General features: G+C 58.1%; 15 protein-coding genes and 1 tRNA gene. 6 read left to right on the forward strand and 10 right to left on the reverse strand.

The window, feature by feature from the left end; translation table 11 throughout:
• The 7 genes from ACVW0R_RS00725 to ACVW0R_RS00755 all read right to left on the reverse strand — a co-directional run.
• On the reverse strand, window positions 1-524 hold a 524-nt coding region (locus tag ACVW0R_RS00725), incomplete at its 3' end, for an IS607 family transposase (protein ID WP_457501477.1).
• An 81-nt stretch (window positions 525-605) separates the two neighbouring features.
• Window positions 606-1,688, reverse strand: a complete 1,083-nt coding sequence (locus ACVW0R_RS00730; protein ID WP_414348137.1) for a glycosyl transferase — start codon at window positions 1,686-1,688, stop codon at window positions 606-608.
• A gap of 4 nt (window positions 1,689-1,692) precedes the next feature.
• Window positions 1,693-2,586, reverse strand: coding sequence for a DMT family transporter (locus ACVW0R_RS00735; RefSeq protein WP_011429349.1), 894 nt, complete (start codon window positions 2,584-2,586; stop codon window positions 1,693-1,695).
• Window positions 2,586-2,933 (reverse strand): hypothetical protein, encoded by a 348-nt coding sequence (locus ACVW0R_RS00740; protein WP_099812476.1) that lies wholly within the window; start codon window positions 2,931-2,933, stop codon window positions 2,586-2,588. Before ACVW0R_RS00740 ends, ACVW0R_RS00735 begins: the two co-directional genes overlap by 1 nt.
• A gap of 60 nt (window positions 2,934-2,993) precedes the next feature.
• Entirely contained in the window at window positions 2,994-3,281 is a 288-nt protein-coding gene (locus ACVW0R_RS00745) for a hypothetical protein (RefSeq protein WP_457501478.1), read from the reverse strand.
• Between the two features lie 95 nt (window positions 3,282-3,376).
• Window positions 3,377-4,432, reverse strand: a complete 1,056-nt coding sequence (locus ACVW0R_RS00750) for a leishmanolysin-related zinc metalloendopeptidase (RefSeq protein ID WP_414403017.1) — start codon at window positions 4,430-4,432, stop codon at window positions 3,377-3,379.
• 534 nt (window positions 4,433-4,966) lie between these two features.
• Window positions 4,967-5,392 (reverse strand): hypothetical protein, encoded by a 426-nt coding sequence (locus ACVW0R_RS00755; protein WP_228375410.1) that lies wholly within the window; start codon window positions 5,390-5,392, stop codon window positions 4,967-4,969.
• 722 nt (window positions 5,393-6,114) lie between these two features.
• Between ACVW0R_RS00755 and ACVW0R_RS00760 the strand changes: the two genes are divergently transcribed.
• From ACVW0R_RS00760 to ACVW0R_RS00770, 3 genes are read left to right on the forward strand one after another with little or no spacing between them, the layout of a single operon-like run.
• Window positions 6,115-8,322 carry a phosphoketolase family protein gene (locus tag ACVW0R_RS00760; protein ID WP_457501479.1) on the forward strand — a complete coding sequence of 736 codons (2,208 nt, stop codon included), beginning with the start codon at window positions 6,115-6,117 and terminating at the stop codon, window positions 8,320-8,322.
• Between the two features lie 46 nt (window positions 8,323-8,368).
• Window positions 8,369-9,715 (forward strand): AAA family ATPase, encoded by a 1,347-nt coding sequence (locus ACVW0R_RS00765; RefSeq protein ID WP_414515229.1) that lies wholly within the window; start codon window positions 8,369-8,371, stop codon window positions 9,713-9,715.
• On the forward strand, window positions 9,708-10,352 hold the full coding sequence (locus tag ACVW0R_RS00770) for a Rho termination factor (RefSeq protein ID WP_457501480.1): 645 nt from the start codon (window positions 9,708-9,710) through the stop codon (window positions 10,350-10,352). The genes ACVW0R_RS00765 and ACVW0R_RS00770 overlap by 8 nt, the downstream gene beginning before the upstream one ends.
• A gap of 35 nt (window positions 10,353-10,387) precedes the next feature.
• Here the strand turns inward: ACVW0R_RS00770 and ACVW0R_RS00775 are convergent, their stop codons facing one another.
• A complete protein-coding gene (locus ACVW0R_RS00775) occupies window positions 10,388-10,933 on the reverse strand; it encodes a GDYXXLXY domain-containing protein (protein ID WP_414402642.1) in 546 nt (181 codons plus the stop codon).
• Window positions 10,934-10,992: 59 nt separating this feature from the next.
• Here ACVW0R_RS00775 and ACVW0R_RS00780 point away from each other — a divergent pair.
• A tRNA-Met gene (locus ACVW0R_RS00780) sits at window positions 10,993-11,064 on the forward strand.
• A gap of 112 nt (window positions 11,065-11,176) precedes the next feature.
• On the opposite strand, the gene ACVW0R_RS00785 is transcribed toward ACVW0R_RS00780, so the two are convergent.
• The gene (locus ACVW0R_RS00785; RefSeq protein WP_049749706.1) at window positions 11,177-11,569 is read right to left on the reverse strand and encodes a DUF29 domain-containing protein; all 393 of its coding nucleotides are present in this window, start codon (window positions 11,567-11,569) and stop codon (window positions 11,177-11,179) included.
• Between ACVW0R_RS00785 and ACVW0R_RS00790 the strand changes: the two genes are divergently transcribed.
• Complete coding sequence (locus ACVW0R_RS00790) at window positions 11,519-11,659, forward strand: hypothetical protein (RefSeq protein ID WP_011429360.1); 141 nt, start codon at window positions 11,519-11,521, stop codon at window positions 11,657-11,659. The two genes, ACVW0R_RS00785 and ACVW0R_RS00790, sit on opposite strands and share 51 nt — an antisense overlap.
• Window positions 11,660-11,693: 34 nt before the next feature.
• On the opposite strand, the gene ACVW0R_RS00795 is transcribed toward ACVW0R_RS00790, so the two are convergent.
• Window positions 11,694-12,209: a TIGR02652 family protein gene (locus ACVW0R_RS00795; protein WP_457501481.1), complete on the reverse strand. Its 516-nt coding sequence runs from the start codon at window positions 12,207-12,209 to the stop codon at window positions 11,694-11,696.
• A 321-nt stretch (window positions 12,210-12,530) separates the two neighbouring features.
• Between ACVW0R_RS00795 and rimP the strand changes: the two genes are divergently transcribed.
• Window positions 12,531-13,004: a ribosome maturation factor RimP gene (rimP, locus tag ACVW0R_RS00800; protein ID WP_099812470.1), complete on the forward strand. Its 474-nt coding sequence runs from the start codon at window positions 12,531-12,533 to the stop codon at window positions 13,002-13,004.
• Window positions 13,005-13,023 lie beyond the last annotated feature (19 nt).

Raw genomic sequence — 13,023 nt, forward strand, 5'->3', positions numbered from 1 at the left:
AGCCGACTGCTGAAGCAGTGCAGGATGGTGAGGATATCCTCAACCAGTTCCTGCTGGGGAGAGAGGTGATCGTCATCGAGAACCAAGACTTCGCATCCGTATTGACGGCAGTACCACTCAACGAACTCAAATCCAAACCGGCAGAGTCGATCCCGGTGAGCGACCACAATTGTTCCGACATCTCCCGCACGAACTCGTTCCAATAAGGCAAGGAACTTTGGCCTTTTGAAGTTGAGACCGCCGCCAACCTCTCCGACCACTTCGGCTCCAGGATAGAGGTTAACCAGTCTTGCAATCTGTCTCTCCAAGTCTGACTTTTGCCCTCGACTGCTGACTCGGGCGTACAAAACGACTCGTTTGGCTTTCTTTGGCGTTCTGATGTAGCTGTCGAGGTCATACCTTCTTGCCCTACCAGATGGAGTACGTATTGCTTTGATCCAGCCTTTCTGTTCCCATCGCCTCAAGGTGTGGAGACACACCCCAAAATAATCCGCCGCTTCTCTCGGTTTTACATACCTAGCCATACCAAGCAGCCATACTGAACATACTGGGCATTATTTTCAGTATAGTCCAGCATATCATTGACTAGAGTCATGCTCCCTATGCTACTGCCCCAGGAAGGCCGCAATAGCGCCGGCAATGGCCTCATTGCCCCCCCGATCCAACTTCTCCGACGCCTGGGGTGGGTAGGGGGGATCCCGCAGGAAGTCCCAGGATCCCGCAAAGAACTCTTCCGGCGAGAGGATGCGGTGCCATCCGTAGCGCCGCAATCCCTCCACCAACAGGGGCGACTCGGCAAACCCCGACCGGTTGACACAGGCCATGGGCGTGCCACAGCGCAGCGCCTCTGCCAAGGTGCCATAGCCCGGCTTGGACACCACCCAACGGCAGAGGGGCATGACATCCACCGGCCGCCACACCTGGCCGTCTAGAATCTGCAAGTTGGGCAGAGCAGGAGCCTTTGGGTCGAAGGTGAGAAACTGCCAGTCGGGAAAATCCGCCAGCCGCTCGTAAGGCAAGCCCTGCAACCCCAGCCCGCCAAAGGTTAACAAAACCGTGGGCCGCTCCCGCTCCAGCCCCAGGCGCCGGGCCACCTCCTCTCCTGAGTAGCGCGGATCCGACCCCGTCAGCCCCACTGCCTCTTGGTGAGGGAAGGCGGCCATAGGCTCGGCAAAGGGCAGGCGAAACAGCCGCTGGCAGCGCCCGTACAGCTCGCGGATCCAGGCCACCAAGGGCTGAAACTGGGGGCCGTAGTCTTGGTAGATAAAATCCCAGCCGAAGTTGCTGGCCATCCAGCAGGGGATCCCGGCGGCCTCGGCAATGGCGGTGGCGATGGGGGGCACATCCGCCAGGATCAACGGCACCCCCTGGCTGCGAATGAACTCGGCCTCCTCCCGGATGAGGTCGGCAGCCCCCGCTTGAAACGCCTTGAGAGCAGCCAGCGTGGCCGGCAGATCCGCCTGCAAGCCATCCGGCTGCACCACCCCCACATCCAAACCCCGCGGCCGGTGCACAAACTCCCCTTCCCCGTAGCGCTGCAGCAGCCAGGCGGGGGCCGGCGTCACCCAAATGGGCAGGATCTGCGCATCCTGCCGCCGCAAAGTGTTCACCACCGCCGCCAGCCGGGTGACGTGCCCAAACCCGTGGGCCGTTGCCGCTACATAGAGAGGAATGGGATTCACCGCCATAGCCTTAAGAAAGAACAGGCTGAGGTTTTTCCCGCCGGGATCCCCAGAGGTTGCCGGCCAAGATAAGTCCCAGGCCCAGCACCGATCCCGGCGCGATCGGCTCCCGCAACAGCACCCCAATCAGCCCCAGCGACAAGAATGGCGTTACATAGACCCAATTGGCCAGGGATCCGCGCTCGTGGGCCAGCTCCAGGGCCCGCAGCCAAAACACAAAAGTCAACCCCATCTCCGCCAAGCCGATGTAGGCTGCCCAGGCCAGCCCCGCCATTGTCCACCTCAGCTCCTGAAACGGCAAGAGCAGCAGGCAGTAGAAGCTGCCGAAGACAAACCCCATGAACAGCTTCAGCACCGCGTCCCGTCCATCCCGCACATTGAGCAGCCAGTAGAGGGCCCAAATGGCAGCGCTGCCCACCGCCAGCCCCACCCCCCAGGGATCCTCCACCTGCCAGGTGTCCCAGGATCCCCCCGTGGCCACCAGCACCGCCCCCACTAGGCTCATGCCCAAAGCCAGCAGCAGCCGCCCGCGCAGGCGCTCCCCCAACAGCGGCGCCGCCAAGAGAGCCAGCAGCAGCGGCCAGGTGTAATTCAAAGCCAGCGCCGCCTGGGCCGAGAGGCGATCATAGGCCTGGAACAGCACCCCGTAGTAGCCGAGCGGGTTAAGTAGCCCCTGCAGCGCCGACAAGGCAATCTGGGATCGCTTCTGCTGGCGGACAAGATGCGCCCGCCCTGTAGCCACCAGAACCATCCCCAAGATCAGGCAGGAGCTGCACGCGGAAAAAATTAGCAAAAGCGTTGGCGCAAGGTGTTGCAGGCCAAACTTAAAGGCGCTGGCCGCCGTGGCCCAGCCCAAGATAGCTGCCGCCAGGTAGGCATAAGCCCGCCAGGGATCCCTGCCCATCAAAAGCGGTCCAGATCCCTGTCGTCCGCCTTTGGCCTAGCTCCGGTGGAAAGGCCCAGCCGCGGCGCCACCACCCAGGCGTAGAGCAGATAGCCCAGCCCCGCCACCACTGCCCACCTGAGAACGGTGCCGAAAACCCGGAAGAACAGCCCGACCAGAAGAATACAGCCCAGAATGGCGAAGACCGTCACCAGTGGACGCCCCCAAGTCTCAACCCAAGCTCGGACGGCACTTTTCCCCTGAGACGCAACGGATGTTCCTGGATCTCCAGAGGCCGCCGCCGCTTGCTCCAGTTCACGCTCAAGCTGTTTCAGCCGTTCTTGTTCTGAGAAAGAGAGATCGGACATAGAGAGCAGTCTCCAGCGGTGTCACCTCCATCTTACGAGCTGCTCCCGAAGATGGGCAGACTAAGCCCGCGCCGAAGGGATCTCCTGAACCATAGCCCGGAACACATCCAAAGCCGGGCCAGGGCGACGGTTAGGACGCGGAGCCGGGATCTCGTTGGGCACAAACGGCTTCTCAACCACCACCTTGGGCTTGGCAGGCGTAGCCGTTGCCGCAGGGCTAGAGGACTGGGTTGGAGCGGATTGGGCAGGCGCCGGACGAAAAGGGCCGGTAACAAAATCCACGAGGCCGCCGAAGAGAATGGCAAAGAAGGAAAAAAGACCGCCGAACAGCTTTTTGAGGATGCCCATATAAGAGTTTGCCGATGTCGTAAAGTTCTGCAACTGGCCATTCATTATTGTTAAGAACGGGCAGCTTGGCTATAGGTAGATATGCTTTTTTCGACTCAGGGATCCCATACCTGCCTGCCGGTGGCATCAAACCGCCGCAGCGGCAGGGCCAACTCCAGCTCCTGCAGCTCCAGCGGCTCCGAGAAGCGCCGGCTGCGCCCCAGCTCAAAGCCATCCGCTGCCGCCGGATTCACCGCGTAGCCGATATCCGCCATGGCTCCCACCGTGAGGATGCTCAAGGGGTTGGGCACCCCCCGGTCGAGGCGGCTGGTCATCAGCTCGCGGCCCAAGACGCTCTCCCGCCAATGGGCATCGCGGGATCCCTCCCCAAACTGATTCTCTAAAGGAACAGAAGGGGCGTTCCCCCCCAATGTGATAAAAGCGTCAACTGCCCGCGGGCCGATAAAGCGGGGGTCATAGCCCGGCGGCGTCGGCTGATCCCGCCTCACCAACCCTACCGTCAGCCCCTTGGGATCCCAGACGCTGGGCAAAAAGCCAAGCGCATGGCCCAACTCGTGCAGGGCAGTAATGGGCAGATCCCCCCGCTCTTCCAAAGCCGAGAGGTTTTGGCTGTTGAAGAGCACAATTGAATAGAACGGCAAGCCATTCGAGGCCCGCACAAAGCAAGGAGCCGCCCCCCCCAAAACCCGCTCGTTGCCTAGGTCTCTCGCCCTCACCTCTACCAACAGATCGTCAATGGGGAAATTGAGCGGCGTGCTGGGAAATCCCTGATTGCATGCGTCGGCCTGAATAGAGGTGGGGGGCAAATCTGGCTGGTCCCCGACAATGATCTGCTGCCATCTCAAGGCCGCGCTGCGGACAATGGCTTGCTGACTGGGAGTGAGGCTGTTGTCGGGAAAGCGAAGGTCGATCGTGAACTGGGGAACAGAGGTAGGCGTCAGCGAAGGCAGAACAGTCGGGGTAGGGGTGAGGACGACAGCTGGAGTAGAGGTGGGAACGATGGTTGGAATGGGAGTAGGAATGACACTTACCGAAGAGGAACCACCACTTCCCCCGCAAGCCTTGAGCGCCAGCAGCAAGAGCATCGCCACCAGGGATCCGATCGGGCGCAAGCTCCACGTTCTGCCGCCAAGCTTCCGAAAATCCTTCACACTGCCTCCCAACCCAAAAGCCCCACAGCCCAGACAGATCATACCGGTTGCCTCCATTTGCCGAGCAGGATTGGCCCTGGGCTCTGCCACCCATACCCATTCTCAATGGGCGATGTCTAGGAGGCTGGGGAAACCTCTGTGGATCCTCATGAACAAAAACTGGGGCCTGAATGACACAGCAAGGATAGCTTGGTAGCCCCGTATTTTAGTGCGGCGAGGAAAAGCCCGTAAGCAAGTTGCTCGCCAATGGTGTGATTGTTGATGAGGCGTGCCCTTCCTAGGCAAGCACCCAAAACGGTGAAAAACCCGAGTAGGGGCAAGCGCCCAGGAGATGTCTCAGCTAACTTGCTAAGTAGGCAGAACTTTGGGGCTTTGCCCCAAGGAACTGTCTAGAAGCGTCTTGACAGCCCCCTTGCGAGTCCGTTCCTGGACTGCGTAAGAATCCCCTGCCTTTAGGCAGTGGGAGTGTGAATAATAACAGTCACCTCAAGAGTGAGCGAAGATGGGCCTGGCGGCACGTTTTTTTGAGCCCTTTCAATCCAGCAGGTCGGAAGAACCGTCTTCCTCTTCTAGGCTCCAACCCGCCCCCAAAGCGTCCGCTGCTGCCGCCCGCAACGCCTGAGTGTCCGCCCACAACTGCGCAGGATCCGATAGCGGATCCGACAAAGGCACCAAACGCAAGATGCGGCTCTCCTGAACCAGATCGATCACCACACTGGGCCGTTCCCCCTCCAGGCCTGCCACCTCCGAGGGGGAGGGATCCCGCAAGCAGGCGTAGTCAAAGCTGTTTAGGTTGAGATAAAGGCTGCGATTGGCCACCAAGGTAGCCGCCGTTGCATCCTGAAACACCTCCATCACATAGCCCTCCCCCTGCTTTCGTACCCGACCATCGACAATATCGAAGTAGCGAACCCGCCCCAGATCCGCCAGAAGACGGTAAATATCCCGCTTATTAACCAAAATTCCGCTATCTACGATACAGGGGGCACAAGGACGAGTGTCTGTCATGGAGCAGTCGGTCTTGGGGAGCAAGCGGATCGACAACAGGCAAGAAGCAATTAGAAGTAATGCTCAACAACAGCTAGCAACCATCGCAAATCCTCTAGAAAATAGCAACCCCCCACAAGTCTAAGACTTGGGCAAACAAAACCAGAGAACCTCAGGCAATCAAGACGAGAAAAAGTCAACAGCCCTACAAACTTAAGCCATTGCAGTACAGCCCTTTGCTTTGCTCCAAAAAGCCTCTAGCCTGCTTCTCGGAAACTCAGTTCTGGCCTCCCTCGAATGTACCACAGCTTTCCAAAAAGGGGCACCGATCCCTCCCAGGTAAAGGACAAGGGAAACTGGTCAATAGCCAGCAGATTTTCATCTGTATATTGTGGGAAAATAGGTGATTAAAGGGTTTGAGACACTAGATATTGTAGGTAAGGGTGAGGACGGGCCATCGCGACCGAACCTCTGCCCTAGGATGGATCTTGGCTACCCTTTTGATTTACTTGTCCAGATCGTCTGTCATCGATGACGAAAGCTTGCCAACAGCCTGTTGGGCCGCACCACCCACCGCTTGACCAACTTGGGGGCCGAGAGGGGTAGCCTCAGTTAGACGAGTTCTGCTTAGAACATCCAAGAGGCTCTATTAGGTTTAAAGTGAGGAGTAACCCGACAAAGAGTGAGGCTCGACCATGACGCTGGCTCAGGAGGCAACCGCCCAAATCCCCGCCTTTTGCGAAGGGATCCGCTACTTTGGCGATCCCTGGCCGGAATTCGACCGCCTGGGCCAGGAACCTGCAGTGGATGCTGCCACCGGCAAGCTGCGGGATCCGGGCAGTCGCATGGCCGCCTACCAGACCTTGCTCTATGCCGATGCGCTGCGCTACCTCACCCTGCAGATGACCGCCAGCAAAGCCTCGGGCCACCCGGGCGGCTTTGCCAGCCAAGCGGAAGCCTATGCCGCTTTGGTGTACCTGGGCCAAAAGAACATCCCTACCGAGGTGGGCCACCACGCGCCCGGCTTCTATGCCGCCATGTTCTTGGATGGATCGCTGGCGGAGATGGGCATCCACACCGTCGCCGACTTGCAGGCTCGCTTTCGGGAACGGGAAGGGCTGCTGGGTCACCTCTCTGGCTACATCCCCGGCCTGCTAGCGCCAGCAGGGCCCCTTGGGCAGGGGCAGCATTTTGCCATGGCCGCCGCCTTGCTCTACCCGGATCGGCTCTTCCCCGTCACCATCGGCGATGGGGGCCTGGGGGAGCCCTACGTGATGAGCTCCATGATCCACTTTCACACCGCCTTCCCGCAGCGCACCAACTTCCTGCCGGTGCTGGTCTGGAACGGCTACAGCCAAGAGCACCACAGCATGATCTCTACCTTCACCAACGCTCAGATGGCCGAGTACTGGCGGGGCAACGGCTTTGAGGAAGTGGTGCTGGTGGATGCCAAAGACTTCGACGATGCCCAACAGCCTGGCCCCTACGTGGATAGCACCCAATTTTCCCTGGAAGCCCGCTTGGCCTTTGTCCAAAGAGTGCTGGTAGAGATGGAACGGGCCATCCAGTGCGCTCTAGGCGGCCACCTGACGGTTTTCATCCTCAAGCAACTGAAGGGGGCAGGCGTGCACGCCAAGGGATCCAAATCCCACAACCTCTACGCCCACCACACCTTGGATCACCCCGACATCGTGGCCGCTCTGGAGGCACGGGCCCTGCACCCAGCCGCTTGGGCTCTGGTGCGCCAAAATTGTGAACGGGCTGCTGGCGGGCCGGCAGCCAAGGTGGTGGTAACCGAATTCGTCCGCCCTCTGCCGCCCTTGGGATCCCTCAACTTAACCGAGTTCTCCCTCGGCGATAAGCAGGTTTCCACCACTGCCATCGGCGCCCTGGTGCTACAGGTGGGGCAGAAAGACCCCGACTTTCTGGTGGCCAACGCTGACGGCAATGAGGCCTCTGGCCTTGCCAATGTCAACCAGGGCCTGAAAGTGATCCACCCCACGGCGGATCCCCTCTACAACCAACAGCCCCAAGGGCAGGTCTACGAACCCCTTAGCGAAGATGCTTGTGCCGGCCTGACGGCAGGCCTGGCGCTCTTTGGCGGGCGCTCCCTGTGGTGTTCTTACGAATCCTTTGCCGTCAACGGCCTGCCCATCTGGCAGACGGTGACCCAGGCGATGGCCGAGCTGCGCCGCCCCACCCCTTCCGCCATTGCTCTCTACACCGCCGGAGCCCTGGAACAAGGCCGCAACGGCTGGACCCACCAACGCCCGGAAATTGAAGCCTACCTGGCGGCCATGATGCGCAACGGCAACATCTTCCCCCTCTTTCCCCCCGACGCCAACTGCGCCCAAGCCGCCTACGAGTGGGCCTTGTCTACCTACAACAAAGGGATCCCGATCTTTGCCAGCAAAACCCCCCTGCCCATCCGCACCACCCTGGAACAGGCTCGCCAAGCAGTAGAGCAGGGCTGCACCGTGCTGCAGGAAGTGCCCGGATCCCGCACAGTGGTCTTTGCCGTGGTGGGGGATATGATCCTCCTGCCGGTGTTTGCCGCGGCTGAGCAGCTCCAAGCCCAGGGGATCGGCAGCAAAATTGTTTCCGTGGTCAACCCCCGCCGTCTCTATCGCCCCGGCGATATAGCCTGGTCTACCTGTGCCCAACCCGATGGGGAGTTCATGTCTGACCAGGAGTTTGCCGCCTGGTTTGCCGGCGAAGCCCTTATCGGCGTGACCGGCGGCTCCAGCCTGATGTTGGAGCCCCTGTTGCTGCGCTACACTGGCCCGCGCGACATCTTTGCCTGGAAACGTGGCGAAACCACCGCCACCCCTACGGAACTCATGGACTACAACAGCCTGACAGCCCAGGCGCTGGCAGAGAGGGCAAAGCAACTGCTAGGCTGAGGGCGAGCTTTTAGCTTGGTTAGCATTGTCCACCTTATTTTTTCCTATGACTGAGGCTAGCTATCTCCGAGAGAAGCTTGAGAGGATATCTCCCACCGAGAGTGTAGAGCGAGTTGTTGTCCAACACTTTGCTGTTCCCCTCCTGCATGCGCTTGGCTTTCACGACTTGGAAATTAGATATGAATTCGAGACAGGTTGTGGCCAGGTCGACCTCGCCGCAAGAAAGAACGAAGATCCTGAAGATACTTTCTTTAACTCCCAAAGGAACCCCTACTTGCTTTTGGAGGCAAAATCCAGAGTAGTCAACCTCAAAGAAGGATCTTGCTATAGGGATGCAGTTTGTCAGATAGAAAGTTACTTGCTTGCCAAGAACTGCAAATCTGCAAAATGGGGAATTATCACCAATGCAAATAACATCCAGCTTTGGAGGAGGCACGGAAAAGTTGTTCACCCTGCTACAGCAAACCTTGATATTAGCTCAAATAACATTGAGGGCATAGTTCGCAACTTGCGAGACAAGATAGAAAACTACGAGCGGGCTTTGACTATCTGCGTGTATAACAATAAAGGGGGCGTAGGCAAAACAACGACGGTCATTAACCTTGCGGCAACACTAGCAGCCAAGAGAAAAAAGGTCTTAGTTGTTGACTTTGATTCCCAAGGAGATCTGACAAGAAACTTGGGAGTTACTCCTGGAAAAATTACACTGACGCAGTGCTTAAAGGATCCCAAAATAGATGTTCATTCCGTTGTCCAAACATACAGACTCAAGACAGTTAGACAAGGCAAACAGAGTATAGTTTCCATCTTTGACATCATCCCAAGAGACCCTGAACTGGAAACGTTAACTGATAGCCAGGCGGTAGCATATATTCAGAAGGGAACTCGGCGCCTTCGCGATCTCATTGCTCCTCTTCGCAATGAGTATGACTACATCCTAATTGACTGCCCAACTCAATGGCTTTACTTTAGCCAGAGTGGTGTTTTTGCTGCCGACGTTATTTTGATACCTACCCGCCCCGACGATCTGTCTTCCCTGAATAATGCTGCTAGAGTAATCACCAGATTTGTTCCAGAAACTGCTAGGTCACGACAGGATGGTGGCCCCAGGACTTTGCCTATCTTTTTCAATGGCGTCCCCTCAGGAAACGAAAACACTATTAAACGAGCAAATGATGAGATAGAAAAAATTGTCAGCCAAGAGAGAAGCATGAACCTACTTCCATATTTCTGGCCGCATTTTAAGAGAGGTAATGAAAACAAAAGCATTTTTGGGATACCTGACTATGTAGTGATATCCTCTGCAAGCTTTGATCGAAAGCCTGCCGTCTTTCACAAGAAAGTTTTAGAATACTACCAGAGTCTTGCCCGTGAGTACTTTATCGATGAGTGAGTTTTCAGATCTAGGTAGGTTGGTTAACTTACCCCTTGAGAGCATTACGCCCGCCGACGGGTTTTCTGCTCCCTCCTTCCTTGTTGCCGCAGCCGCAGATCAGCTAAGGGCGACAGGAGGACACAACTGGGTTCCTCTGCTGGTGGTCGAGGCTGGCGACTATCAGTACAAGGCCATTGGTAACCATTTTGTCTATGCAGTTGCTCGAGAGGCAGGGCTGGAGAGGCTCTGGTGCATTGTTGTCGATCCCGACCCAGAGCAGGTTAAGCAGGCCCAAATCCTCACCAGAGAAATTGTCCCAAAGGTGAATCTGACAGAGGCCCCGAGAGAAACTATCTTGGCCGCGTTGAGATACCTGGCCGAGCAGCCCGGCACCCCCCTTAAGGGAGTTGATATAACCATTGCAGCCGCGCGAATTGCGGAGGCAGATAGGAGCTGGTGGCAGGACTTAACCCCCATAACCAAGCTGGGGTGCAAAATTACACGAGGCAAAAAGTTGGAGGCCCTGAAAGAAGTATTTTTTCTAGCTCCTACAGCGCCACCTCCTAGCCAGAAGAAGTCGTCTAAAAAATCCACAGCATCTGCCAGGGCCAAGAAAACAAGCGCAACTTGCTCCCGCAAAAAGAAAGAGGGCTAGAAGGGCGGCAGAGCAAGACCAGCTTTACTCTTCTCTTAGTACCGCTGTTCTCCTACCCAAAGGCCCACCAGCGCTGCTTGGCCCCAGGGATCCACCTTCACCTCTGCTCGCAGTGTTTCTGGGTTGCGGCGGATCTCTAGTTCCAGAACATCTCCCAGCGCTTCCGAAATGAAAAACTCTTCGATCCCAAACCTAAGCTGCCGCCCATCAAACCACCCTTGCAGGACAACCTCCCCAGGCCGCAGCTCCCTGGGCCGGTCGCGACTGATGGCAATGGCCTGCCAGGGTTGAGCAGGATCCCCGGCAGGAGGGGCCAAGCACAGGTAGAGGATCCCTGGCTTAGCGAGCTCAGGGGACCAGCCGGGCAGTTTCTCTAGGGTGGAAAGCTGGGCAACGGTGTAGCTCAAAGCTACGTAGCGGCCCCGCAAGGGGTCATAGGGATCCAGAGGAGCAATCTGCAAGTAGATCGGGGAGCCAGTGGCAAGGGTAAGCGCCTTCCGAGCTGGCACCAGCCCAACCAGGCCCACCTGCAGCACCAGGGCCAGCCAAAACAGGGATCCCTTAAGAAAAGGAGGCGACATTGCCAGCCGACGAGAGCAACTTCCTGCACAAAGATGCTATCCTAGTTAAGCATCTTCCCGGCTCAGTAGCTCAGCGGTAGAGCAGGGGACTCATAAGCCCTGGGTCGCGTGTTCAAATCACGCCTGAGCCATCCTTCCTAAGGCTCTGGTTACAGCTTGTGGAGGACAGTTAAGCTGGAGCTCCGGCTTTTGCTCTCAGGTTGCAAGAGGCGGCACTTCCAAGGGCGAGCAAAGCCCCTTGAGCTATTCCGATCCCGGATAAAAGCCGAGATCCATTACCTGCTCAAGCGTGTAGGGACACTCGGCGGGCAGATCCTCTTCCGAGAGCGGCGTTTCTTTCACCACCAACAGGATCCCGTCTTGGTAAGCCTCTGGCAGAGCTGCCAAAAGCTCAGGCTTTAGGCTAGGACTCTCTTTGAGCAATTGCTGGATTTGGCGACGTTGTTCGCTAATAGTTGCCCGCCAACTTTTGCCGCGAAGCTGGAGCTGGAACTGCCCCTTGAGGAGGTGTCCCGGCAGGATCCCCAAGCGATTGACCAATTCGCGGCGCTCTTGCCTGCCCAAAGCCTCGATTTCCTCTGCCAGATGGCCCGCTCGCTCCGAGAGGCAGGGTTTCGCTTTGAGCAGTTGGAACAATTCTACATGCCTAGCCAACCAAAGTGGGTCGGCTACACCTACTGGGGTATAGCCTCCCCTGAGCCGGAGGGGGGATCCCAGGCGGGTTAGCCGCTTCTAAAGCCCGACCTTGCCTTTCTCAGGGCTAGTCACAGAACTGCAGCCGGGATTGCGGCTGTCGCATGGCCGGATCCAGCTCGCAGATCAGCTCGAAGTTGATCACCCGCCAGCGCTGCGGCGAGCCACCGGCTCCTTCAGGAAGCTGGGAGCTGAAGCTAACCGGCAGGCCGTAGAGGCGGGGTGGGCCGGGGCGCCGCTGGGATCCCTGCTCCAGGTAGGGGGTGAGCAAAGAGCGGTAGCGCTCGGCCACGATCACCTGCGTGGCCCGCATCCCCTTCATGCGCAGGCGATCCAGCTCTTCGTGAATCTCGAAGCGGATCCCATCGGCATGGGTGTGCTGGCGGTACCAGCGGCCTTCCCAGAGGCGCCAACGCCGCCCTGATTGCAGGTGAACCAGCTCCTCTTGCTCGGGATCTGCCTCAAAGGCGCCGTGGCGATGGCAGAGGTAGGTATCGGTCAGGGTAAGGGCCGCAATCGTCTGCCGACAGTGGGGGCATTGAATGCTGGGGCCAAAGATGGGATAGGAGAAAGCAACGGTCATAGGAAACCCCACAGAATGCGGCTGGGTGTCTGGGCAAATCCGCGGCTGTCCACATTAATTATAGGTGTGGCCTTTTGCAGATCTGGCTCACGCGGATCCCTCTGGCCAAATCCGACAAAGTATTCTAAGATCATAGCCAGGGAAAAGCCTGCCCAAAGCCCCCCGCGACGGCAGGTAGATTCCCAAGGATCTCCGCAATGATAACGGGGAGTGGGTAGCGCCCACTTCTTTGCTTTTTTAGGGGGAAGATGCCCCCGCTGCCGGCTCCAGCTTCGCTGGGCTGGGATCTGGCCGTTACACCGAGTTGGCGATGAGTTGGCTATGGTTCACCCTCTGATCCCGCAGTTGGAGAGTCTGGCCCGTCCCTTGGCCGCTCGACTGGGGTACGAGTTGGTACAGATGGTTTTTCACACCAACCAGTATCCGCCGGTGCTGCGGGTGGATATCCGTCCGCTGGATCCGGAGCAGGAAACCAGCCACGCCGATTGCGAAGCTATGAGCCAGGCCTTGGAAGTGGAGCTGGATCGAGTGGATCTGATCCCCGGCCATTATGTGCTGGAGGTCTCCAGCCCCGGCATCAGCAACCTCCTCATCAGCGACCGCGACTTTGTGGTTTTCAAAGGGTTTGCGGTGGAGGTGACGGTGGATCCCCCCTACAAGGGCAAAGCTGTCTGGTCAGGGCATCTGCTGGGTCGGGATGAGGAGAAAGTTGCCCTATCCCTCAAGGGACGGCGCGTGCAGTTGCCCCGCGCCTCGGTGCAGCGGGTTGTCCTCTCAGAGGCGGAAACCGAGTAGAGGAATGGGGATAGAGAGG

The organism is Thermostichus sp. MS-CIW-15, from assembly GCF_054060575.1.

Bases quoted from the DNA above. Each gene is read 5' to 3' on its own strand.
- ACVW0R_RS00730 (WP_414348137.1), bottom strand. From the start codon at position 1,688: ATGGCGGTGAATCCCATTCCTCTCTATGTAGCGGCAACGGCCCACGGG.
- ACVW0R_RS00735 (WP_011429349.1), bottom strand. From the start codon at position 2,586: ATGGGCAGGGATCCCTGGCGGGCTTATGCCTACCTGGCGGCAGCTATC.
- ACVW0R_RS00740 (WP_099812476.1), bottom strand. From the start codon at position 2,933: ATGTCCGATCTCTCTTTCTCAGAACAAGAACGGCTGAAACAGCTTGAG.
- ACVW0R_RS00745 (WP_457501478.1), bottom strand. From the start codon at position 3,281: ATGGGCATCCTCAAAAAGCTGTTCGGCGGTCTTTTTTCCTTCTTTGCC.
- ACVW0R_RS00760 (WP_457501479.1), top strand. From the start codon at position 6,115: ATGACGCTGGCTCAGGAGGCAACCGCCCAAATCCCCGCCTTTTGCGAA.
- ACVW0R_RS00765 (WP_414515229.1), top strand. From the start codon at position 8,369: ATGACTGAGGCTAGCTATCTCCGAGAGAAGCTTGAGAGGATATCTCCC.
- ACVW0R_RS00770 (WP_457501480.1), top strand. From the start codon at position 9,708: ATGAGTGAGTTTTCAGATCTAGGTAGGTTGGTTAACTTACCCCTTGAG.
- ACVW0R_RS00775 (WP_414402642.1), bottom strand. From the start codon at position 10,933: ATGTCGCCTCCTTTTCTTAAGGGATCCCTGTTTTGGCTGGCCCTGGTG.
- ACVW0R_RS00790 (WP_011429360.1), top strand. From the start codon at position 11,519: ATGGCCCGCTCGCTCCGAGAGGCAGGGTTTCGCTTTGAGCAGTTGGAA.
- ACVW0R_RS00795 (WP_457501481.1), bottom strand. From the start codon at position 12,209: ATGACCGTTGCTTTCTCCTATCCCATCTTTGGCCCCAGCATTCAATGC.
- rimP (WP_099812470.1), top strand. From the start codon at position 12,531: ATGGTTCACCCTCTGATCCCGCAGTTGGAGAGTCTGGCCCGTCCCTTG.